This is a genomic window from Pseudomonas sp. ADAK13 (assembly GCF_012935715.1).
GTDB lineage: Bacteria > Pseudomonadota > Gammaproteobacteria > Pseudomonadales > Pseudomonadaceae > Aquipseudomonas.
In genome coordinates this window covers 2,705,562-2,725,849 of sequence record NZ_CP052860.1, presented here as the reverse complement: position 1 = coordinate 2,725,849, position 20,288 = coordinate 2,705,562, and the positions used below count along the sequence as shown (strand labels likewise).

Below are 20,288 nucleotides of genomic sequence, written 5' to 3'. Positions count from 1 at the left end.
TGTTTTTGTGCTTCGAAAGCCTTGGGTAGTGCTTTATCGGTGGCGGCGGCCCTCCTCTCGCAGCAAGGCCTGCAAGGTGTCCAGGCGGGCGCCTTCGAAGGCGATGACGGTGCCTTGCTCGAACACCCGGCGCGCGAGGCCCGTGAGCACGGCGCCGGGAGGCAGTTCGATGTGCAGGCGCACGCCACGCTCATAGGCGCTTTGCACGGTGCCGCGCCAATCGACGATGCGGCACATGTTGAAGGCGAGGTCGTCGCGCAGGTGTTCGGTGTTGTGGATCGGCCGGGCGCGGGTGCTGCTCAGGTAGGTGATGCTCGGCGGTTTCAATGTCACTGCAGCGAAGGCTTGAGCCAGCGCCTCGGCGGGTTTTTCCAGCAGCGCGCAATGGGACGGCACGCTGACGGCCAGGCGTTTGGCGACGCCGTTGCCACTGACCAGATGGGCGACTGCGTTCATTGCTTCGTCGCTGCCGGCGATGACCGTCTGGTTATCAGCGTTGATATTGGCCAGGTACACCGGGGTTTGCGGGCTGTGGACCTGGGCGAGCAAGGCTTCGACGGTGGACAGGTCCGGGCCGATGAGGGCGGTCATGCCGTAGCCGTGGGGATACGCCTGCTGCATCAATTCGCCGCGCAGGCTGACGAGTTTCAGCGCATCGGAAAAGTCCAGGGAGCCGGCAATCACGGCGGCCGGATAGGCGCCGATGGACAGGCCGGCGACGTAATCGGGGGTGTGTTCCAGCCAGCGCGCACTGGCCACGCCGGCAATCAACAGGCAGAGCTGCACGGCGCGGGTCGAGGCCAGCGCTTGGGCAGAATCGAGCGTCAGAACGTCCTCGTTCAAGGCTGCACTGGCTTCTTCCAGCACCGCGCGCGGCAGTTGCTGGAGCATGCCGGGACGCTGCGCGCCCTGCCCCGGGAACGCCAGGAGGCTGCTCATGCCACGGCCTGCCAAGGGTCGATCACCAACTGCGCGCCGCTGGCATTTTTCAGCAGTACGCGACGCGAACCACCGGCCCACTCACGCAAGGCGACCGCGCCGAAAGGCGTTTGCAGTTGCAGGTCCACGGCGCACACCGCGGTGTCCAGTATTGCCAGCAGGTCCTCTGCATCGCCGCGATCAAGCGGCTCGGGCGTGCGCAAAATCAAATCCAGATCACTCTTGGCGTGCAGCGCTTCAATACCGCTGGCCAGCTCAAAGCCGGCACTGCCAGTGACCCCCCAGTTTTCATGCGCCAGCACCGGGCGCAACTGAGCGAGGGCCTGCAACGCCGGTAAATCCCGTGGCGAAATCACACCGCGCAGGTCTTCCGGCACCACGCATCTTTGCACGGCTGCCAGCGGCATCACGGCGGCGAAGCGCTGCTCGCGCAAGCGCCCGCGTACACCCACCGCCACCTGGCCCGGCGGCGCAATCGCACGCCGTACCACCACCGGATGCCCGGCGGCCAACGCTTCCAGCACCCAGGCCGGAGCATCGGCGGGCGCATGCGCCGGGGTCATGCCCCAGAGCAAGTCGTGAGCGTTCACCATTGCTCCCGCAGCAGTTGGCGCACGTGGCTGGAAGCCGAGCGGTTGGTGGCGCCCAGGCGACCGCTCAGGTCACGGCCGCCCGCCTGCACATCCTTGATCGCGTGCACCAGGCAATCGCTGACTCGCGCGACATCTTCAGGAGTGGGCTGCTCAATCTGGCTGACCGACAAGGTCTCCCACAGCAAACCGAGGCTGGCATAACTGTCGATGTCATAGGCCATCGGCGGCACGCTGGCGGCCAGGGCTTCCAGCTCTTCAACACTGCGCAGGGTCACCCGCGCGGCCGAGGCCTTGCCCATGGCATGCACCATCACGCCGGGGTCGCGCAGGGCAATCAGGCGATTGGCCTGGTAACCATGGGCGAGGAAGGCGCCGGACATCGCCTTGCCGACCAGCAGCGCGATCACCGGGTGACCGGCCAAGCGGGCGCGGGCATAGCTGTCGGCGGCAGCGGCCAGAGCCTGGTGAATGCCCAAGGCTTCTTCGCGACGGCCATAGGCCTGGCTCGGCACATCGACGATCGCAATCAGCGGACGCTTGGCGCCGGTGTTGATCGCTTCGTCCACCGCTTTGGCCAAGCCCCAGCCTTCGAGCAAACCGACTTCACCGTTGCGAGCGCGGGGGAAGCGGTTTTCCGGGTCAGTGACCACAGCGATAAACCGCACGGATTGATCACCGAGCACACCGTCGGCGACCTTCAGCGAGTTCGGCAAACCGCTCACCGACGTTGCATCGCTGCTCAATGCGTTGAACCACTGCAAACCTCTCATGAGCGTTCTCCCTGATACAGATCGCGAACCGTCGCCGGGTCGATTTGCGGTTCGGCGTTCAGTGCGGCCAGGCGGTCCAGGTAGTGATCGACCTGACGGCTGCGCTGTTTTTCCGGCAAGCCCTGGTGCAGCAGTTCGGCGACTTGCTGCTGAATCTGTGCCACATCGTCGGCCACATAACGGTCGGCCAAGCCGCTGTTAAAGCGTTGCTCGCCACCGGTCAGGCTCCAGATGAAGGGCCGGTCGCGGGAGTCATATTCCTCAAGCCCGGCTTCCTGTTCGATCACCTGCGGGCCGTTCAGACCAAGGCGCGCCTCACGGGTCACCAGCAGGTAACTGCACAGGCCGGCCGCGATGGACATGCCGCCAAAACAACCGACGCTGCCCGCTACCACGCCGATCACCGGCTGGTACTGGCGCAGGTCGACAATCGCCGCGTGGATATCGGCAATCGCGGCCAGGCCCAGATTGGCCTCCTGCAAGCGCACGCCGCCGGTTTCCAGCAGCAGGATGGCGCGCGTCGGGATGCCCTTGCGGTTGTCTTCAGCGGCCAACTCCAGAGCGCCGGCCATCTTTGCGCCGCCGACTTCACCGAGGCTGCCGCCCTGGAAATTGCCTTCGATGGCGGCGATGACCACCGGCAAACCGGCGATGCTGCCCTTGGCGATCACCACGCCGTCATCCGCCTGAGGCACCACGCCCTGACGGCTCAGCCACGGCGACATGACGCGCTGGAACGGGTCGATCAGTTCGCGATAGCTACCCGCATCGAGCAGGGCCTTGGCCCGCTGCCGGGCGCCGAGTTCGACGAAGCTGTGTGTGTTCAGCAAGTCAGTCATGACCGACCTCCTCGAAGCCTTGCTCCAGGCGCAAACGCACCACGCCGGGGGTGGCGCCGAAGTCGTGGATATCGATGTTCAACGCGGGAGGCGTCTGCTCCTGGAAGATCCGTTCAAACAAGTGCTGCCAACGCAGCTGCGCACCGTTGACCGAAGTCTGCACTTGAATCGTCAGGGTGCCGGCAGTGCCCGGTTCCAGCAGCACTTCCAGGTCGCCGGAGCCGACGCAACCCACCAGCGCGCGGCCCTTGGCGGGCTGCCCGGCGGGGAATTCAAAGGATAAGGTTTCCATCACAGCGCTCCGTCGAGGCGGTCGATAAACAGGCAGGCGGCCAACAGGTCGGCGGCGCCACCGGGGGAGGCATTCAGCGCCAGCAGTTGCTGGTCCAGCTCGTGCAGTTGGCGGCGGCCGGCGAGGCTTGCGCTGCCACCGGCGTCCAGCACCGCTTGGGCACCTTGCTGCATGGCCTGCAAGCCTTCGGGCCCGGCGCGGTAGAGCACGCAGGTGTCGGCCAGGTCGGTCATGATCGCCAGCAAGGCGTCGAGGCGTGCGTTCTGTTCGCCGTGTTGGTGCAGGCGGCTTTTTTTCAGCTGTGGCAGGCCGCGTTGCAGCACCGAGGGGAAGCCCAGTTGCGCTTCTTCACGGGCACCGCGAGCGCCATAACGTTGTGCGACTTGGGCGCCGTGGCTCAGCGGTTGTGGTGCGTAGCGGTCGTTGAGCAGGGCCAGGCGGGCGGCGCGTAACGTCACTGCGTTGGCGGTGCTGGACTCGGGTTGCAGTGCGACGGCGGCGACTAACAAGCCGAGCGCCCAGATCGCGCCGCGATGGGTGTTCACGCCATCGGTGGTGACAAGCATCGCCTGTTCGCCTTCGCGACCAATTCGCCCGAGGGCTTCGCGCAGGGGTAAACCGACTTCGCCAAATTCGATAGCGGCCTCGGCCATTTCCTTGAACGCCGGCCACAGCGACAGCGCAGAAGCGTGCATCAAGCCGAGGTGCAAATCGGTATGGGCGCCATTGCCGCGACGGTCCACCAGTGCAGGTTTGGGCGACAGGTCGGCTTCATCAATCAGCGCATCGACGGCCATATCCGCCAAGCGTTCCGCCAGGGTCAGGTCGTGCAGTTTGAGTGCGTGCATTTACCAGCTCCTGAACTTGGCGGGCGGGTTGTACAAACCACCGGACCACGCCACCAGATCGGCCACGCTCTTGGCGGCCAGCAGCTCGCGGGTAGCGTCGGTGCGGCGGATGCCGAGGTCTTCGGGCAAGGCGATCAAGCCTTCGCGGCGCATGCGCGCGGTGTCCTTGGGGTTGTGGCGCATGCCGATGGCAGTCACCCCGGCGACGGCGGCGATCATCGCCTGGCGCTCTTCCAGGGAACGGGCCTTGTACAGGTAAGCGATTCCTTCCTCAGTAAGCAGGTGAGTGACGTCGTCGCCGTAGATCATGATCGGCGCCAGGGGCATGCCGCTTTTGCGTGCGACTTCTACCGCGTCGAGGGTTTCGACGAAGGTCGGTTTGCCGCCTTCCTGGAAGGTCTCGACCATTTGCACCACCAGCTTTTTGCCGCGTTCGAGCAAGGCTTCCGGGGCATCGTCGTGGCGCATGTCGAGCCAGGCGGGTGTGCCATGGCGGCGACCGCGCGGGTCGTGGCCCATGTTGGGCGCCCCGCCAAAACCGGCAAGGCGGCCACGCGTAACCGTGGAGGAATGCCCGTCGCCGTCGACTTGCAGAGTGGCGCCGATAAACAGGTCCACCGCGTATTGGCCAGCCAGTTGGCAGAACATCCGGTTGGAACGCAGCGAGCCATCGCGGCCGGTAAAGAACACATCCGGCCGGGCGGCGATGTAGTTTTCCATGCCCAGTTCGGTGCCGAAGCAATGCACGCTTTCGACCCAGCCGCTTTCGATGGCCGGGATCAGGGTTGGGTGCGGGTTGAGGGTCCAGTTGCGGCAGATCTTGCCCTTCAACCCCAGGGATTCACCGTAGGTCGGCAGGATCAATTCGATGGCGGCGGTGTTGAAACCGATGCCGTGGTTCAGGGACTGGACGTTGTGTTTTTCATAGATGCCCCGGATCGCCATCATCGCCATCAACACATGCACCGGCTTGATGTGCCGTGGGTCGCGGGTGAACAGCGGTTCGATGTAGAAAGGCTTGTCGGCGACCACCACGAAGTCGACCCAGCTCGCGGGAATGTCGACGCGCGGCAGGTCGGTGACGTCATCCACCAGTTGGTTGACCTGGACGATAACAATGCCATCGCTGAAGGCCGCCGGCTCAATCAACGCTGGAGTGTCTTCAGTGCTGGGGCCGGTGTAGATATTACCGGCGCGGTCGGCCATGAAACCGGCGGAGAGCACCACGTTGGGAATCAGGTCCACCACCAGCCGCGCGTAGAGTTCGATGTAGGTGTGAATCGCGCCGATTTCCAGCAGGCCGTCTTCCAGCAACTGGCTGATGCGCAGGGATTGAGTGCCGGCGAAGGAAAAATCCAGCTTGCGGGCGATGCCCTTTTCAAACAGGTCCAGGTGCTCGGAGCGCCCGACGCTGGGCATGATCATGTGCAGATCGTGAAGCTTGGCGGGGTCGGTCTTGGCCAGGGAGCGCGAGAGGAAATCCGCCTGCTTCTGGTTGTTGCCTTCCAGCACCACACGGTCGCCGGGGAGGATCAGGGCTTCCAGGGCTTCGACGATGCGGTCGCTGGGGAGCACGGCGCCATCGGCGAAAGATCGCACTAACGCCAGCCGACGCTGCTTCTCGTCGCGCCGCCGCGTCCAGCGCGAGTCGGGGGAAGTTGTTGTTGTCATGGTCGCTCCACGGGATGTGCTGTCGTGGGCTGTACCTTAGGAGGGTAATGGGGGGGCATCAATCAAGCTGGGCGGTGGATCGTTACGATTGGAGTAATGGTTCGCCAGCAAACACGAGACTCGGACCCAACACAGATCAAATGTGGGAGCGCTGTTCGTGAGAACGTGCGCAGAAGTCCCAAAATGGGAACGATCAGTCCCTTTTTGGGACTGATCTCACTTCATCACCCAGCCGCTATTTCTGATTAGTCACCAACTGTTCGACCTCCATCAACAGCGCTTGAGTATGCGCAATCAGTTGCTCCAACAACCCCTCATCCTCATCCATATACCCTTCATATTCCGCCAGGTTGCGGCGCTCGTGGCATAGCGCAAACAGTCTTACCTGAACCTTGTTGGCTCCGGTGGTATGAACCAGGCATTGGAACACCAGATAGCGCTTGTCCGAGCGATAGCCGTGCAAGCGCAAGGCTGTGAGAGCGATTGCGTGGGCCGCGTTGTAAGCCAAATCAAAACGGCTGGCGAAAGATAATTGCGGGGTTTTGGCGTCCGTCAATCGATCACAGGCAGAGCGCATCAACCCATCACATTCCTTGCGATCCGGCGGCTCCGCCTTCAAGCCACCACTACGTTGCAGGTTCTCCAGATTCGCGTTGCTGTCCATCCTTGGACTCCACGGGGTTTTCCCCGATCAGGTTGATCTTGTCCTGCTCCGCCACCCGCCGCACGAAACTGTTCCCGGCATCCCATTTGCCGATCCAGTCTTCGGGGGTATAGAGCGTCGGGTTGATGGTGCGGCCCAGTTGCTCTTCCAGCGGCATGAGCTGCTCCATGACTTCACTGTAGTTGAGGCTTTCGCCGATCAGCATCAGATCTATGTCACTGGATGAGTGCGCCTCACCCTTGGCGATAGAGCCGTAGATAAATGCCCACTTCAGTTGCGCGGCAAGGGGAGCCAGTGCGTTGCGCAATGGCTCATCCAGGCTCAGGGTCTTGCGCACGATGGCCAACAGCTCCGAATAAATGGGGCACTGCGGATTGGCCTGGTAGTGGGTTTGGTTACCCTGGCGTGTCACCGTCAGGATGCCTGCCAACTGCAAACGCTCCAGCTCGCGGGTCAGGCTGCCCTTGCCCACCTTTGCCCAGCGAGCGATTTCATTGGTGAAGAAGCTTTGGTCGGGCTTGCCAAAGAGCAAGCCCAAGACTTTTTGCTGGGTCACGGTGAAGAGCGCAGTACTAAGGGGCAAGGTTTGCATGACTGTGATCGAAGAGTCCCAAAAAGGGAACGATAGGTCCCTTTTTGGGAACGATCAAGTTTTAACCTGCAGAAGAAGGAGCGACCTGCTCCAATGCTTGATCCACCAACAACTGCCCCAGCTCACTCATCTGTTGAATGGCCAGCACCACGCCGCGCTGCGAGCCTTCCAATTCAAAGGCCAGATTGGAGGTCAGGGCGTTGAGTGAGGCAAAGGTTTCAGAAGCGTTGGCCAGCAAGGCTTCAGTGGATTGAGAGGGAGAGACGGCAAAAAGTGAGGATGAAGCAGAAGTCGGAAAGTAATGATCCATGGCACGCTCGGCGGCGGCCTGGAGTTTGCGACGTTCGATTTCGGCGTTGTGGGGCGGATTAGGGGTAGGTTTGAACATGATGTGCAGCTCCGATATGTATTAGGGAAGCTGACACCGTCCGCTTGCACGCGAATAAGGTGGCAGCTGTGCGCAGGTGTGCAAGACCGGGCATATCGGACCCCGGCAGACCCCAAGGGATCTCCCACGCGCAGCCGCCATAAGAAATACAGCAGGCATAAAAAACGCCCGTTGAATGGCTATGGGCGTTGGTGCGCCGATATGTAACCGGACTTGCACGTCCGTGTCACCGTTTTTTGCGATGACGGACGAAGACTAGGCGCGATCGCAGGGCACGACAAGTTCATGCACAGCGCGAGAGGTTGCAGGAAAAATCCGAAGGCAAACACGCGCCGATTGTTCCTACGAGCTTTTCGGGTTGTTGCTCGGAACCTGCCTCTCTAGCCTTTTCGGTCCGAATCATGTCACCGACTGGGCGTTATGAATCTGATACCCAAACCCGATACAAGGCCATTGCACAGCGTGATGTATCACATCACAATCTCGCCATGATCGTTAGCTGGAAACATAAAGGCCTCAAGGTCTTTTTTGAGACTGGCTCTACCAAAGGCATCAACGCAGACCATGCAAAACGCTTGCGTCGTGTGTTGCTGGTTCTGAATAGAGCCAAACACCGTGATGAACTGGACCTGCCCGGCTGGCGGTTTCACCGATTGAAAGGCGATCTGATCGACTGCTGGTCCGTCAGTATCAGCGGTAACTGGCGCATTATTTTTCGGATGTTCAATGACCAGGTAGAACTGGTTGATTATCTGGACTACCACTGAGTAAAGGCATCGATATGGACATGCATAACCCTCCCCACCCTGGCGAAATCCTGCTTGAGGACGTGATCCCGGCCTTGGGCATCACCATTACTGAGATGGCACGGCGTCTTGGCTTCGCCAGGGAGACATTCTCTAGAATCCTCCACGGACATGCGCCCATCAGCCCGGATCTTGCCGTAAGGCTTGAACGGGCAGGTATCAGCAAAGCTCGGTTGTGGCTATCGATGCAAAGTGCGTATGACCTATGGCAAGCAGAACATCGGGAGCAACCGAGAATCGAGCGGTTTGCACGGATTGACTGACAAAAATCCGACCGGGCACTCAACGCGCCATGACATTAACCAACACATGCAAAATGAACGCAGGCCCATAACAAGGTTTCCCCTGCGCATCCTCAATTCTCCAGATTGAAGCCACCGTGCAGGTTTCCCTGGGTGCTGCAAACTCCACACTGATATGCACCGGCTGACCCGGCAGCGTATCGGCAATAGGGAGTTCGCTGTGCAGGCTACGCAGGTGAGTATCCATCACCACCTCCAGTTGGCCTTGTGCGTCAGCGCGACGGGCAATCACATATTCCCCGTCAACACGCACCAGTCGCCGCCCACGCCACGGCCGTGTGCCCAGATTCTGAATCTCCCAGGTTTTCTGAAAAACCTCTCCCGGCAACACCACCGTCTGATCAGGCGTCGTGACATCCGCATTGAAGACCGCAACGTCTTCCGGATCATCAATACCTACAGCGCGATTGGTGGCAGCCATTGAGCACGCATTGGCGGGCGCACCTGTAAGGTCAGCGAAGTAGCGAAACAGCAGCAAAGGAGAAACCTGCAACGCCTTGGCCAGCTTGATCAACGTGCGTACGGACGGGTCTTTGGACGCACCGCCCGCCAGACCGTACAGGTAGGTCCTGGAGATTCCCGCCTCCTTGGCCAACGTCGTCAGGGGCTTGCCCAACTCTCGGCTGCGTCGCGCAACCAGTGACCTGAGGGTATCTTGCGTTTTTATATTCATACGGAGTTTTCGGTTCCCACTTTTAGGTGAACGTCATTTCTTTGTCCGCCAAAAAAGACAACCTGCCCGTCGCCACGTGTCTTGAACCATGCACACTCGCCACCTGCTGGCGATGTTGTGAAGGACATGGATGGGGCCCTTTTAGTCGGTCATATCCAGTGTCGTAGTTTCTCGCATGCTTGCGAACCTAGTGTTTGTTGCATTCCTTTACATCTACTTTTGGATATAGCCATGACCCACATCAAAGCGTGCTGTGAATCCATTGCTCGAACAGGCTTTGGCACCCTGCAAATATCAGAAGCGATGCTGCTGGATTACAAAAAAATCGTTGATGGGTACTCCTCAATATCGGCAGCCACCAAGGCCTCGTTTTCCTTCGCGAAAGACACCGATGGATTTTTCCCCTTTGGCGCTGAGTACTCGAACGTTGATGATCAGCCAGACCTGTGTGAGCGATTTTGTTACTGGCCTGCGCATTCATCAAAACGAAAGGCTTTTGAGTTCACAAGAAGTGCGTTTTTTGCTGGCGTTGATGCTTTTGAACGACAGATCAGCGAGCTTGCACAAGAGCTGATGGATGGCGTTTGCGCGGAGTTTGGGGCCACTTCGTTGACCTCTCTGCGTGCAACGTCCTATCTGCAACTGTGTGTCTATGGAGCTAATTCCGGGTCTGGTAACCGCAAGTTTGCTCAAGACCCTCACGAGGATGGTCATATGTTGTCGTTTATCAAGCCTACTCGTGATGGCCTCGTTCTGGTTCGAGGTAGCTCGCTGGAGCCGGTACGCCTCTTGGAGAACGAGATAGCAATCTTGGCCGGATCGTTACTGACTGAGCTCTCAGACTATGCGATTCCCGCTGCATACCACGCGGTTCTGACTCCTCGAACACCAATACCACGCAGCTCTCTGATTTACTTCGTTAACCCTGATGCGGAGCAGGAGCTGACAGGTTTTTTCCGCCACCAGCCGATCGACTTGAAAGGCGCCGTCAACGCGCGCCATACCGGTTTCGGTAATCAACCCCTTCAATTGACCTGATACCCAGGTGGCCGAGCACTTCATGATTCCTGACTTCAACGCCCTTTATCTTGAAGGTCTGATATTAGGCATCGGATTGTTCGCCGCTCCTGGACCGAAGGACACCCTGGTCATTCGCCAGGGTGTCAGTCGCGGTCCCGTCTGGGGCGTGGTGGCGGTATGCGTGTTCGCCGATATCATCCTCATCGCTCTTGGCGTTACGGGCTTGGGCTCATTGCTCGGCAGCCAGCCAGGTTTGGTAGCTTTTTTGCTGCTGTCAGGAGCGGCCTATCTATTGTGGTTTGGTGGGCAGAGGTTATTGGCGTGCGTGCGTAACAAGTCGATGCCAGAGACTCAGGGTGACCTCACCTCACAACGAGGATTACTGCGCACGGCAGTGATACTTGGATTTGCCAATCCGTATGCCTGGCTGGATACCGTGGTGCTGATTGGCTCTATTGGTGCGGCAAAGCCCGTCGGCCAACAAGCGTCCTTCGCCAGCGGGGCGATGACCGCGTCGCTGGTGTGGTTTGTGGTTTTGGCATTGGGATGTCAAAGGCTGACGGGGTTGTTTCGTTCGGCAAAGGTCTGGCGTTTATTGGACGCGGGCGTGGCGGTTTTGATGGTGTACCTGGCAGGGATGCTGATTGCTGATTTTCTAGTGCTGCACCCTCTCTGAAGGAAAAAGGGCCGTTTGATTGTCTGGTTGTAAGAGGTTGCCGGTTTTGGGGCCGCTTCGCAGCCCAACGGGAGCAAGCTCCCTCGCCACGGGGGAAATCATGGGGCTTAAAACTGTGGAGGTCAGGCCAATCCGGCCTCGACCAACAACGCTTCCAACCCCATCAGGTCCGGCACCCTGGCCACATGCTCCCCCACCTGCACCGCCGCCAGTTCCAGGGGGCACAACGGCACGTCCACATAACTCAGTTGGCTATCGAGCTTGTACGAACGCGGAATCCCCTGGATCACCAACGCAATAAACTTCAACGTCGGCCGTCCTCCAAGGGCGTTCAGCACCACAATCCGTGCCCGTTCGCCCACCACACCCGACTCGCCACACGCGGCCTCAAAGCTGATCAGCGGCAACTGCCGATCCCGCCAGGTGACTTGCCGCAGGTACCACGGCGGCGCGTCGCTGGCCGGTTCGCCGCGCTGGAAGTCGATCAGTTCGGCCACGGCGACGTTGGGCAATAGCAGGTGACGGTCAGCCAATGGCAGCAGCAAGCCGGTGAGTTGGGTAGCGCGGTGATCAAGCACGGGACTTGCTCCAGTAAGCGATGCTTTCCAGCAGCACCGACTCTTGATAAGGCTTGCCGAGGTAGTCGTTGACGCCTATCGCCATGGCACGGTCGCGGTGTTTTTGCCCGGTGCGCGACGTGATCATGATGATGGGCATGCGCATCAGCCGTGGGTCGTCGCGTACCTGGATGGCCACTTCGAAACCGTCCATGCGCGGCATTTCGATGTCGAGCAGCATCAGGTCCGGGGTGTGTTCTTCCAGCACGGCCATGGCGTCGATGCCGTCCTTGGCGGTAAGTACGTTCATGCCGTTGCGCTCCAGCAGGCGGCTGGTGACTTTGCGCACGGTGACCGAGTCGTCCACCACCAGCACCAGCAGCGGGCGCTTTTTCAGAGGGTCGTTGAGGATCAACGGTGCGTCGGCCGCCTGGGCCGGTAAGGCTGGTGGGCGCGCGCGGATGTGCGCCAGCAGGTCGATGATCAGTACCACGCGGCCATCGCCCAGGATGGTTGCGCCCGACAAGCCCTTCACCCCGGCAAATTGCGGCCCCAGGCCCTTGACCACGATCTCGCGGGTGCCGGCCATGGCATCCACTTGCACCGCCACGCGCCGCTCGTTGCACTGCACCAGCAGCACCGGCAGCGGCTGGTACTGGCCCAGCAGGTTTGGGCGGCCGACGGTGTGCAGCAGGTCGCCGAGGTAGAACAGTTCGTAGCGCTGGCCGGCGTATTCGTAACGCGGCGGATTCAGCTGATAGTGCCCTTCCAGCTCATGGGGCATGACCCGCACCAGGCCTTCGATGGTGTTCAGCGGGATCGCGTATTGATCGTCCGCGCACTGCACCATCAACGCCTGGTTGACCGACACGGTGAACGGCAGGCGAATGCGAAAGTGCACGCCCTCCCCCGGCGTCGAATCGATGACCATCGAACCGCCCAGCTGGCGCACTTCTTCATGCACCACGTCCATGCCGACGCCACGCCCGGAAATCTGGGTGATTTTTTCGGCAGTGGAAAACCCCGGTTGCAGGATGAACTGCAACACGTCGCGGTCGCTGATTTCCAGGTTGGGGTCGAGCAAGCCGCGCTTGATCGCCTTGCGCCGTACGGCTTCCAGCGGCACGCCGGCGCCGTCGTCGCGCATGTCGAAAACGATGTCGCCGCCTTCGTGGGTCAGGTCCAGGGTGATGCGACCTTTTTCCGGTTTGCCCGCCAGCAGACGCGCATCGCGGGACTCCAGGCCATGGTCGACAGCGTTGCGCAGCATGTGCTCCAGCGGCGCGACCATGCGCTCCAGCACGTTGCGGTCCATCTCGCCTTCGGCGTTGCCGACGATAAATTCCACGTCCTTGCCCAGCTCGCCCGCCACTTGCCGCACGATGCGTTTAAGGCGCGGCAGCATGCGTTCGAAGGGCACCATGCGCGTGCGCATCAGGCCTTCCTGCAACTCGGTGTTGATGCGTGCCTGTTGCTGCAGCAGGTTGTGGGCGTCCTGGTTGCGACGGTCGAGGGTTTCCTTGAGGTCGAGCAGGTCAGAGGCCGATTCGAACAAGGCCCGGGACAGTTGCTGCAGCTGGGAATGGCGGTCCATTTCCAGTGGGTCGAATTCCTCGTAGCCCAGGCGTTCGGCCTCAGCCTGCTGGCGGCTGAGGATGCGGCCCTGGGTTTCGGTGTCGAGCCGGCGCAGTTGATCGCGCATGCGCTCGATGGTGGTTTCCACTTCATGCAGGGCGATGCTCGCATCGTTGACCTGTTGCTCGATGCGCCCACGGAAGATAGAGGTTTCACCGGCCAGGTTGACCAGATCGTCCAGCAAGTCAGCGGATATTTTCACCATGTCGGCGGCCGGATCACTGGCCGGCGCCGCTTCGGTTTTGGTCGCCGCCAACGCCACCGGTAAGGCGGTCACTTCAGCCGGATGCACCAGGCTTTTGATCCGCTCGATCAGCAAGTCCACCGAGCCCACCGGCAGCCCGGCCGCCACCGCATCGATCATCTGCGCCAGACGGTCGTGGCAACCTTGCAGCAACGCAAACAGCTCCGCCGAGGGCGCCAGCAAACCTGCCGACAAGCCTTCGTAGAGAAATTCCAGCTCATGGGCCAGGTCGCCAATCGGACCGATCTCGACCATGCGCGCGCCACCCTTGAGGGTATGCAGGTCGCGCAGCAGGGTCTCGACTTCCTGGCGACTTTTCGGCTCGGCCTGCCAGCGCAACAGCGCGGCACCGGAGCTGTCGAGGATGTCGGCGGCTTCTTCGAGAAAGATATCCAGCAGCTCGGGATCAGTGCCCGGCGTCTCGACTTCGGCTGCCACTACGGGCGCCGCTTGCCCGGTACTTTGGCGTAACTCACGCAAGTGGCTGATCAGGTCGCTGGAGTCGCTCAGTGGTTGCTGGTGTTGCAGCTGTTCAAGCAGCAGCGCCAGTCGCTCATGACTGGCCATCAATACGTTCCCCAGCTCGCCGGAATAGCTGTAGCGACGGTCTACCAGACCTTCGTAAAGGTTTTCCAACTCGAGTGCCAGGTCGCCCACCGCGCCGATCTCGGCCATACGCGCGCCACCCTTGAGGGTGTGCAAATCCCGCTGCAAGGATGAGAGCGGCGCGGCGTTATCCGGGTCCAGCAGCCAGCGTTTGAGGGACTGGCCGGCGCTGTCGAGGATGTCCACCGCTTCCTCAAGGAAGATCTCGACGATCTCGTCATCCACCGCAAAGCCCTGGTCCAGCTTCGCCGTGGCGGCGCCCAGCTCGGAGATGCTCAGGGCGCGGCTGCCATCGCTTTTGATCAGGCCGGTGGCGGACGGGTCGAGGCCTTCATCCAGCAACTCGCGCAGGGCTCGCACCCGTGCGGGGGCCGAGCTGATTTCCTGGCCGGCGGCCAGTTGGTCGAGCATGTTGATCAGGGCTTCGTGGGCCTGTTCGGCCTCGTGAAAGAAGCGCTCGCTGACCGCCAGGCTGCTTTCTTCCACCGCGCCGTAGAGGTCGAGCAGGGCTTCGCACAGTTCGTCCATCGGGTGCAGGTCGGCCAGGTGCGCGCCTTCGCCGAGGGTGGTCAATTCGTCCAGCAGCGCACTCAGTTCCTGGCGCTCGCCGGGGTGCTGTTGCCAGCGGCGCAGCAGGCTTTCGGCGTCCAGCAGGATGTCCATGCCCTGGGCCAGGAAGTTGGCAATCAACTGCGGGTCGCGCTTGATCCGCAGGCCGGTGTTGGGCGCATTCAGCAAGGCTTCAAGCTGGCTGCTCAGCAGGTTCTGTGTGCGTTCGATCAAGCCTGCCGCACCGGTGATGGGCGCATGGGGATCGCTGTCCAGCTGGCGCACGCCGCGCTGGAACAGCGCCTCGGCCTCCAGCAGCAATTCGATTTCATCCAGGTCCAGCGGCAGGCGGTGGGCCTTGTATTCGCGGGTCAGGTGGTCGAGCGGGCGCGCCAGCTCGGCGATGGGCAACACGCCGGCCATGTAGGCGCTGCCCTTGAGGGTGTGCAGCGCGCGTTGCAGTTCATCGCTGACTTGCAGCGGCAGGTGCTCGGTGGCCTGTTGCAGGAAATGGTTGAGGCTGTCGAGGTGACTCTGGGCTTCGTTGCGGAAGATTTCCAGCAGTTGCGGGTCCAGGGTGGCCGGGTCTGTGGCCGACGGTTCGACACCGCTGGCCAAGGCATGCGCCCGTGCTGCCAGCTCGTCTACGTCATCGCGCTGGCGCTGGGCATCGGCGGCGAAATCGGTGATCAGCTCAGGCAGCAATTCCACCACGTCATCCAGCACCGCTTGCACATCCGGGCCCGGCGCGACGCTGCGTTCCAGCACGCGATTGAGCAGGTTTTCCACTGCCCAGGCCAGCTCCGCCAACACCAAGGCACGGACCATGCGGCCGCTGCCCTTCAAGGTGTGGAAGGCGCGGCGCATTTCGGTCAGGGTGGGCTTGTCTTCAAGGCTCGCGGTGCCGGCAGGTACGTAGCGGTGCAGCACGTCGAGGACTTCGGCGGTTTCTTCGAGGAAGACTTCCCGCAATTCATCGTCGATGGCTTCTTCGCCGGCAGGCGGCGGCAGCAGGCTGCCGGGACGCTGGAGAGCCGGCGGGTTGAGGCGCGAGGTGGGGCTGGCCAGCGCATCCGCGAGAAACGGGGTTTGCTCCGAAGGCGAGTCGTCCTGAGCGAGCAGTGCCTGGCGCCAGGGTTTTTCGGCCGGCAAATAGCCGAGCGCAGCCAGGCCTTCGGCGGCGACTTCCAGCACACGTTCGCCCGGGGCGTCATGGTCCTGGAGCATGCGTTCCAGGTAGTACTCGAGGCTGGTGAGCACATCGGCAAAATGCTCAAGCTGCGCCTCGGAAGGCGCGGCGTCACTGACCATCAACTGCTCGTTGACGTAATCATTGCAGCCACGCATCAGGCTCGCCGCGCGGGGCAGCGGAATCATCGCCAGCGCGCCGCGTACCTGGGTCAACAACTCGGGCAGCGACTCCAGGCGCTGGCGGTCCCAGTGGGCCTCGATGCAGTCGATCACCAGCTCTTTGGCCTGGGTCAGGCACTGGCAGGATTCGCGGATCACCAGGTGGTGGATCTGCGTCAGGTCGGTGGTGGGCAGGCGACTTTCTTCACGGCGTTCCGGCTCGACAGTGCCGACCATCCCGGCCAGCGTGGCTTCGACGTAAAGCAACGCACCGGCGACGTCCATCAACACCGCGTCGTTGGGCTCGCGCTGCCCCTGGGCCAGGCCGAGCACCACCGCCAGTTGGTCGATGATCACTTTGCGCGGCTGACCGAAACCCAGTACGGCCAGGGTGTCGGCGATCTGCCGCAAGGGCGCCAGCAAGGCCTCAAGGTCCGAGGCGTGTTGACGGTCGCTGCGCACGAACAGGTCCAGGCGTTCCTTGACCCGCACCAGTTCCTCGCACAGCGCGCCGAGCACCGAGCCCATGGCGTCGCGGTCCGGACCGGCCAGGCGGGCGCGTTCGGCATCCACCACGGCGCTGTCGGGCAGGGCTTCATCGAGGCCATAGCGTTCTTTCAAACTTTGCATCCGTGGAGTCGGTCGGGTGACTTTGGCGACGTAGAACAACAGGCTCTTGAGCAACTCATCCGGGGCCGGGGTGTTGATCCCGTTGATGCCCTGGATCAGCAGGCGCTTGAGTTCCTTGTCGCAGGCCTTGAGCAAACTGCGCAACGCCGGGCTGTTGGCGACCACGCCAATGAGCATGCCTTCCACCAGCGCCGAGGTCACCTGCCACAACGGTAACAGCGGCGCACCATGGCACAGGGCTTCGAGGCGGGCGAATACCCGCGCCATGTCTTCCAGGTTGCTGGGGCCGTGGTCTTCGCGCAGCAAGCCGACCAGCGCCTGTTGCAGCATCTGCCGCCACTGGCGCAGCAACCCGGGGAAATCCTCCGGCGTGCGCTGGGCCAGCGCTTCCTCGGGCAGTGGCGGGATCACCAACAGTTGCGGGCTGAACAGGCTGGTTTCCGAGAGCAGGCTTTCGCCGCGCACGCTGCGCAGGTCGTTGAGCAGCGGCAGTACCACCAAGGGCAAATCGCGCCGGGCGCTGTGCACGCGGTCGAGGTACAGCGGCAGTTGGCCGAGGCCCTGTTGCAACAAGCGAATGCCTTCATCGCGCTGGCTGACGCGCGCGCCTTGCAGGGCAAGCGCCAGTTGTTCCATTTCTTCAGCGAACAGCGCCGCGCCGTAGAACTCGACCATCAGCAGGCTGCCATGGACCTGATGGATGCATTCCAGGCACTGGCCGATAGCCTCGCTGCTGCCGTCTTCCACATAGACGTCGAGCGCCGAACGGGCCTGTTTCAGGGTTTCGGCAATTTCGCCCTTGACCCATTCGAGGGCCACGTAGTCGTGCCGATCAACCATAACCGCTCCCGTCTGAATTCATGAGTTGCTGTGTGACCACCGATTCCAGAATCAATGGAGGTCAAATGTGAGAGCGGGCTTGTTGTGGTGAGCGGGCTTGCCCCGCGTTGGGCTGCGAAGCAGCCCCATCAATCAGTGGTGAACCCGACGGGGGACAAGCCCCCTCACCACAACAAGCTAGCTCCCACAGGGGTTCGGTGGTGCCTGACAGATAGCATTTCACTCATCCACCTGCTTCGCCGCCGGCAACGTGAAGCCCGACACCGACCGCCGCAACTGACTGGCCATTTTCGCCAGGTTGCCGATGCTCTCGGCAGTGGCCGTGGAGCCCGACGATGTCTGAGTGGTGATCTGCTGAATCACGTTCATCGTCAGGGAAATCTGCCCCGCCGACGACGTCTGCTGCTGCGCCGCGTTGGAAATACTCTGGATCAACGCCGCCAGGGTTTTCGACACGCCTTCGATCTCTTCCAGCGCCACGCCGGCGTCCTGGGCCAGCCGCGCACCGCGCACCACTTCGGTGGTGGTCTGCTCCATGGAAATCACGGCTTCGTTGGTGTCTGTCTGAATCGCCCGCACCAGGGTTTCGATCTGCCGGGTCGCCGCCGAAGAACGCTCCGCCAGCCGCTGCACCTCATCGGCCACCACCGCAAAACCACGCCCGGCATCACCGGCCATGCTCGCCTGGATCGCGGCGTTGAGGGCGAGGATGTTGGTCTGCTCGGCGATGTCGTCGATCAGGCTGACGATGTCGCCAATCTCCTGGGACGATTCCCCCAGGCGCTTGATGCGCTTGGCGGTGTCCTGGATCTGTTCGCGGATGTTGTCCATGCCGTGGATGGTGTTGTGCACCACCTCGTTACCCTTGTTGGCGATCTCTACCGAGCGCTCGGCCACGGCCGAAGATTCGGCGGCGTTGGCCGACACCTGGTCGATGGACTGGGCCATCTGGTTGATCGCCGTGGAAGCCTCGGCAATCTGCTGCGCCTGATGCTCCGAAGCCTGGGCCAGGTGCATGGCGGTGGCCTGGGTGTCCTGCACTGCGCCCGCGACCTGGCCGGCGGTGAGGTTGATGGTTGCCACCAGGTCGCGAAGTTGGTCCACGGAATAGTTGATTGAGTCGGCGATGGTGCCGGTGAAGTCTTCGGTGACCGAGGCGGTGACGGTCAGGTCGCCGTCGGCCAGGTCTTCGATTTCATCCAGCAGGCGCATGATCGCGTTCTGGTTGCGCTCATTCTTCTCGGCGGTTTCCCGCAGTTGGCGGTTGGTCTCGCGGACCATCACCAGGCCGATCAGGATGATCGAGGCCAAGGCCAGCAAGCCCAGTACGTAGCCGCCGATGGTGTCGAAGGTGCGCCCGTCGGCCAGGTTCTCAAAACCGGTGGCCAGGTGCGAGGCTTCGTCCAGCAGGGTTTGCGACAGGTTGAAGATGTTGCTCGCCGAGGCGCGCACCTGGAACAGCTGCGGCGAGGTTTCGAGGATTTCGTCCACCGAGCCGGACACGAATTCGAACAGCTCGGAAATTTCCGCCAATCGGGCACGGGCGTCGTGGTCTTCGACCTGGCTGATGCGCAGCCCGGCATTGCCCTGGAGCATGCCGTTGAGCACCAGGCCGAAACGGTTGGCATCGCGACCAAAGGCATCGGCGGCCTGCACCGCGGTCTCGTCGCCCGCCAATACGGTGTTCACTGCCCCCAGAATACGTTCTGCCAGTAACGACTGGCGCTGGGCCAACGCCACCTGACTGGCCGGTGCGCCGCGTTGCAGGAGGATGTCGACGACCTTTTCCGACTCCATCTGCAACTGTGGAACGGTTTCCGCCAGGGTCGCGGCCACTTGATGCAACGACAGCACGGTTTGCTCACTGGCCAGAATCGCATCGGCGTTTTTCAGCAGCGCTTCCCAGTCGGTCTGCACGGCGCGCATTTCTGCGCGCACGGCGGTGGGTGCGGCGGGCAGGCCGGTGGCCGGGTCGCCTTTTTTCAGGTAACCCCAGCGCTGGGCAAAGTCGTTGCGCGCATCCCCCAGCAACTTGAACGCAGCGGCTTTGCCGGCGGCGGCCTCGGTGGCGTTCTTGGCGATGCGCTGGGACAGCACCCGCAGCTCACCGGCATGGCCGATGTACTGTTTATCGTAGGTGGACTGGGTGTTGAGGTACGCGAAGTTGGCGAACAGCAGCATGATGAACACGATCAGCGCGATAAACAGCACGATGATCTGCGAGCGGCTGCGGGACGCTTCCTGGGGTTTGACGGGTGTGACGGTACTCATGCGGCAACATCCATGAAGCCTGGAGCCTGGGCCAGGGCGAAGGGGCTGAAGACCTGCCACAACTGGTCGCCGTCAAACTGGCCCTGGATAAACGGCGCGCCGGCCACGGTGCTCGTCGACAATGCGTCTTGTGCGAAATGCTGCATGCCCACCACCTCGTCCACCAACAGGCCGACAAACACGTCTTGATATTCCACCACCAGCACCCGCCGCTGCTTGCGCGCCACCGATCGCTCAAGGCCGAGGAAAGCGCCCAGGTCCATCACCGGCAGCAGGCGCCCGCGCAGGTTAGCCACGCCCTTGACCCACGGCTTGACCCCGGGCATCAAGGTGCAGCGTGGTTCGTGCAGCACTTCGGCGACTTCGCCCATGGGCGCCACGTACCAGTGCTCGCCCAGGCGAAACCCGATCCCGCTCCAGCTGTGCAGCCGGGTTTCCTGGGACGGCAGGTCGGCGGCCAGCAAGCGGCAGCGGCGGTCGATGTCCAGCAGCAGCTCGAAGGCGGTTTGCGACTCGGTCATGGGAACGTGCCG

At 62.0% G+C, this 20,288-nt stretch carries 19 protein-coding genes; 4 read left to right on the top strand and 15 right to left on the bottom strand.

Going from position 1 to position 20,288, the window contains the following annotated elements:
- Positions 1-33: 33 nt before the first annotated feature.
- From mdcH to HKK54_RS12630, 10 genes are all read right to left on the bottom strand, one after another.
- A complete protein-coding gene (gene mdcH, locus HKK54_RS12675; RefSeq protein WP_169386930.1) occupies positions 34-939 on the bottom strand; it encodes a malonate decarboxylase subunit epsilon in 906 nt (301 codons plus the stop codon).
- Complete coding sequence (locus HKK54_RS12670; protein WP_169386929.1) at positions 936-1,532, bottom strand: malonate decarboxylase holo-ACP synthase; 597 nt, start codon at positions 1,530-1,532, stop codon at positions 936-938. The genes mdcH and HKK54_RS12670 overlap by 4 nt, the downstream gene beginning before the upstream one ends.
- Complete coding sequence (mdcE, locus tag HKK54_RS12665) at positions 1,526-2,302, bottom strand: biotin-independent malonate decarboxylase subunit gamma (RefSeq protein WP_169386928.1); 777 nt, start codon at positions 2,300-2,302, stop codon at positions 1,526-1,528. Before mdcE ends, HKK54_RS12670 begins: the two co-directional genes overlap by 7 nt.
- Positions 2,299-3,141 carry a biotin-independent malonate decarboxylase subunit beta gene (locus HKK54_RS12660; protein WP_169386927.1) on the bottom strand — a complete coding sequence of 281 codons (843 nt, stop codon included), beginning with the start codon at positions 3,139-3,141 and terminating at the stop codon, positions 2,299-2,301. Before HKK54_RS12660 ends, mdcE begins: the two co-directional genes overlap by 4 nt.
- A complete protein-coding gene (locus HKK54_RS12655; RefSeq protein WP_169386926.1) occupies positions 3,134-3,433 on the bottom strand; it encodes a malonate decarboxylase subunit delta in 300 nt (99 codons plus the stop codon). The genes HKK54_RS12660 and HKK54_RS12655 overlap by 8 nt, the downstream gene beginning before the upstream one ends.
- Positions 3,433-4,281 (bottom strand): triphosphoribosyl-dephospho-CoA synthase, encoded by an 849-nt coding sequence (locus HKK54_RS12650; RefSeq protein WP_169386925.1) that lies wholly within the window; start codon positions 4,279-4,281, stop codon positions 3,433-3,435. Before HKK54_RS12650 ends, HKK54_RS12655 begins: the two co-directional genes overlap by 1 nt.
- Positions 4,282-5,952, bottom strand: a complete 1,671-nt coding sequence (gene mdcA / locus HKK54_RS12645) for a malonate decarboxylase subunit alpha (RefSeq protein ID WP_169386924.1) — start codon at positions 5,950-5,952, stop codon at positions 4,282-4,284.
- A gap of 235 nt (positions 5,953-6,187) precedes the next feature.
- Positions 6,188-6,616, bottom strand: coding sequence for a hypothetical protein (locus HKK54_RS12640; protein ID WP_169386923.1), 429 nt, complete (start codon positions 6,614-6,616; stop codon positions 6,188-6,190).
- A complete protein-coding gene (locus HKK54_RS12635; RefSeq protein WP_169386922.1) occupies positions 6,579-7,208 on the bottom strand; it encodes a nucleotidyltransferase domain-containing protein in 630 nt (209 codons plus the stop codon). Before HKK54_RS12635 ends, HKK54_RS12640 begins: the two co-directional genes overlap by 38 nt.
- Positions 7,209-7,269: 61 nt before the next feature.
- Entirely contained in the window at positions 7,270-7,596 is a 327-nt protein-coding gene (locus HKK54_RS12630; RefSeq protein ID WP_169386921.1) for a DUF6124 family protein, read from the bottom strand.
- Positions 7,597-8,084: 488 nt separating this feature from the next.
- Here HKK54_RS12630 and HKK54_RS12625 point away from each other — a divergent pair, with 488 nt between their 5' ends.
- A complete protein-coding gene (locus HKK54_RS12625; RefSeq protein WP_169389275.1) occupies positions 8,085-8,363 on the top strand; it encodes a type II toxin-antitoxin system RelE/ParE family toxin in 279 nt (92 codons plus the stop codon).
- A gap of 14 nt (positions 8,364-8,377) precedes the next feature.
- Complete coding sequence (locus HKK54_RS12620) at positions 8,378-8,665, top strand: HigA family addiction module antitoxin (protein ID WP_010167658.1); 288 nt, start codon at positions 8,378-8,380, stop codon at positions 8,663-8,665.
- Positions 8,666-8,684: 19 nt separating this feature from the next.
- On the opposite strand, the gene HKK54_RS12615 is transcribed toward HKK54_RS12620, so the two are convergent.
- Complete coding sequence (locus tag HKK54_RS12615) at positions 8,685-9,377, bottom strand: NBR1-Ig-like domain-containing protein (protein WP_169386920.1); 693 nt, start codon at positions 9,375-9,377, stop codon at positions 8,685-8,687.
- Positions 9,378-9,608: 231 nt separating this feature from the next.
- Here HKK54_RS12615 and HKK54_RS12610 point away from each other — a divergent pair, with 231 nt between their 5' ends.
- On the top strand, positions 9,609-10,415 hold the full coding sequence (locus HKK54_RS12610; protein WP_169386919.1) for a 2OG-Fe(II) oxygenase: 807 nt from the start codon (positions 9,609-9,611) through the stop codon (positions 10,413-10,415).
- A 22-nt stretch (positions 10,416-10,437) separates the two neighbouring features.
- Positions 10,438-11,073, top strand: coding sequence for a LysE/ArgO family amino acid transporter (locus HKK54_RS12605; protein ID WP_169386918.1), 636 nt, complete (start codon positions 10,438-10,440; stop codon positions 11,071-11,073).
- A 122-nt stretch (positions 11,074-11,195) separates the two neighbouring features.
- Here the strand turns inward: HKK54_RS12605 and HKK54_RS12600 are convergent, their stop codons facing one another.
- The 4 genes from HKK54_RS12600 to HKK54_RS12585 all read right to left on the bottom strand — a co-directional run bounded on the left by HKK54_RS12600 (position 11,196) and on the right by HKK54_RS12585 (position 20,276).
- On the bottom strand, positions 11,196-11,651 hold the full coding sequence (locus tag HKK54_RS12600; RefSeq protein WP_010167660.1) for a chemotaxis protein CheW: 456 nt from the start codon (positions 11,649-11,651) through the stop codon (positions 11,196-11,198).
- The gene (locus HKK54_RS12595; protein WP_169386917.1) at positions 11,644-17,484 is read right to left on the bottom strand and encodes an Hpt domain-containing protein; all 5,841 of its coding nucleotides are present in this window, start codon (positions 17,482-17,484) and stop codon (positions 11,644-11,646) included. Before HKK54_RS12595 ends, HKK54_RS12600 begins: the two co-directional genes overlap by 8 nt.
- 219 nt (positions 17,485-17,703) lie before the next feature.
- Positions 17,704-19,755: a methyl-accepting chemotaxis protein gene (locus HKK54_RS12590; RefSeq protein WP_010167664.1), complete on the bottom strand. Its 2,052-nt coding sequence runs from the start codon at positions 19,753-19,755 to the stop codon at positions 17,704-17,706.
- Positions 19,752-20,276, bottom strand: a complete 525-nt coding sequence (locus HKK54_RS12585; RefSeq protein ID WP_010167666.1) for a chemotaxis protein CheW — start codon at positions 20,274-20,276, stop codon at positions 19,752-19,754. The genes HKK54_RS12590 and HKK54_RS12585 overlap by 4 nt, the downstream gene beginning before the upstream one ends.
- Positions 20,277-20,288: the final 12 nt, after the last annotated feature.

Excerpts from the sequence above, each read along its gene's own strand:
- mdcH (WP_169386930.1), bottom strand. The coding sequence starts at position 939 with ATGAGCAGCCTCCTGGCGTTCCCGGGGCAGGGCGCGCAGCGTCCCGGC.
- HKK54_RS12670 (WP_169386929.1), bottom strand. The coding sequence starts at position 1,532 with ATGGTGAACGCTCACGACTTGCTCTGGGGCATGACCCCGGCGCATGCG.
- mdcE (WP_169386928.1), bottom strand. The coding sequence starts at position 2,302 with ATGAGAGGTTTGCAGTGGTTCAACGCATTGAGCAGCGATGCAACGTCG.
- HKK54_RS12660 (WP_169386927.1), bottom strand. The coding sequence starts at position 3,141 with ATGACTGACTTGCTGAACACACACAGCTTCGTCGAACTCGGCGCCCGG.
- HKK54_RS12655 (WP_169386926.1), bottom strand. The coding sequence starts at position 3,433 with ATGGAAACCTTATCCTTTGAATTCCCCGCCGGGCAGCCCGCCAAGGGC.
- HKK54_RS12650 (WP_169386925.1), bottom strand. The coding sequence starts at position 4,281 with ATGCACGCACTCAAACTGCACGACCTGACCCTGGCGGAACGCTTGGCG.
- mdcA (WP_169386924.1), bottom strand. The coding sequence starts at position 5,952 with ATGACAACAACAACTTCCCCCGACTCGCGCTGGACGCGGCGGCGCGAC.
- HKK54_RS12640 (WP_169386923.1), bottom strand. The coding sequence starts at position 6,616 with ATGGACAGCAACGCGAATCTGGAGAACCTGCAACGTAGTGGTGGCTTG.
- HKK54_RS12635 (WP_169386922.1), bottom strand. The coding sequence starts at position 7,208 with ATGCAAACCTTGCCCCTTAGTACTGCGCTCTTCACCGTGACCCAGCAA.
- HKK54_RS12630 (WP_169386921.1), bottom strand. The coding sequence starts at position 7,596 with ATGTTCAAACCTACCCCTAATCCGCCCCACAACGCCGAAATCGAACGT.
- HKK54_RS12625 (WP_169389275.1), top strand. The coding sequence starts at position 8,085 with ATGATCGTTAGCTGGAAACATAAAGGCCTCAAGGTCTTTTTTGAGACT.
- HKK54_RS12620 (WP_010167658.1), top strand. The coding sequence starts at position 8,378 with ATGGACATGCATAACCCTCCCCACCCTGGCGAAATCCTGCTTGAGGAC.
- HKK54_RS12615 (WP_169386920.1), bottom strand. The coding sequence starts at position 9,377 with ATGAATATAAAAACGCAAGATACCCTCAGGTCACTGGTTGCGCGACGC.
- HKK54_RS12610 (WP_169386919.1), top strand. The coding sequence starts at position 9,609 with ATGACCCACATCAAAGCGTGCTGTGAATCCATTGCTCGAACAGGCTTT.
- HKK54_RS12605 (WP_169386918.1), top strand. The coding sequence starts at position 10,438 with ATGATTCCTGACTTCAACGCCCTTTATCTTGAAGGTCTGATATTAGGC.
- HKK54_RS12595 (WP_169386917.1), bottom strand. The coding sequence starts at position 17,484 with ATGGTTGATCGGCACGACTACGTGGCCCTCGAATGGGTCAAGGGCGAA.
- HKK54_RS12590 (WP_010167664.1), bottom strand. The coding sequence starts at position 19,755 with ATGAGTACCGTCACACCCGTCAAACCCCAGGAAGCGTCCCGCAGCCGC.
- HKK54_RS12585 (WP_010167666.1), bottom strand. The coding sequence starts at position 20,276 with ATGACCGAGTCGCAAACCGCCTTCGAGCTGCTGCTGGACATCGACCGC.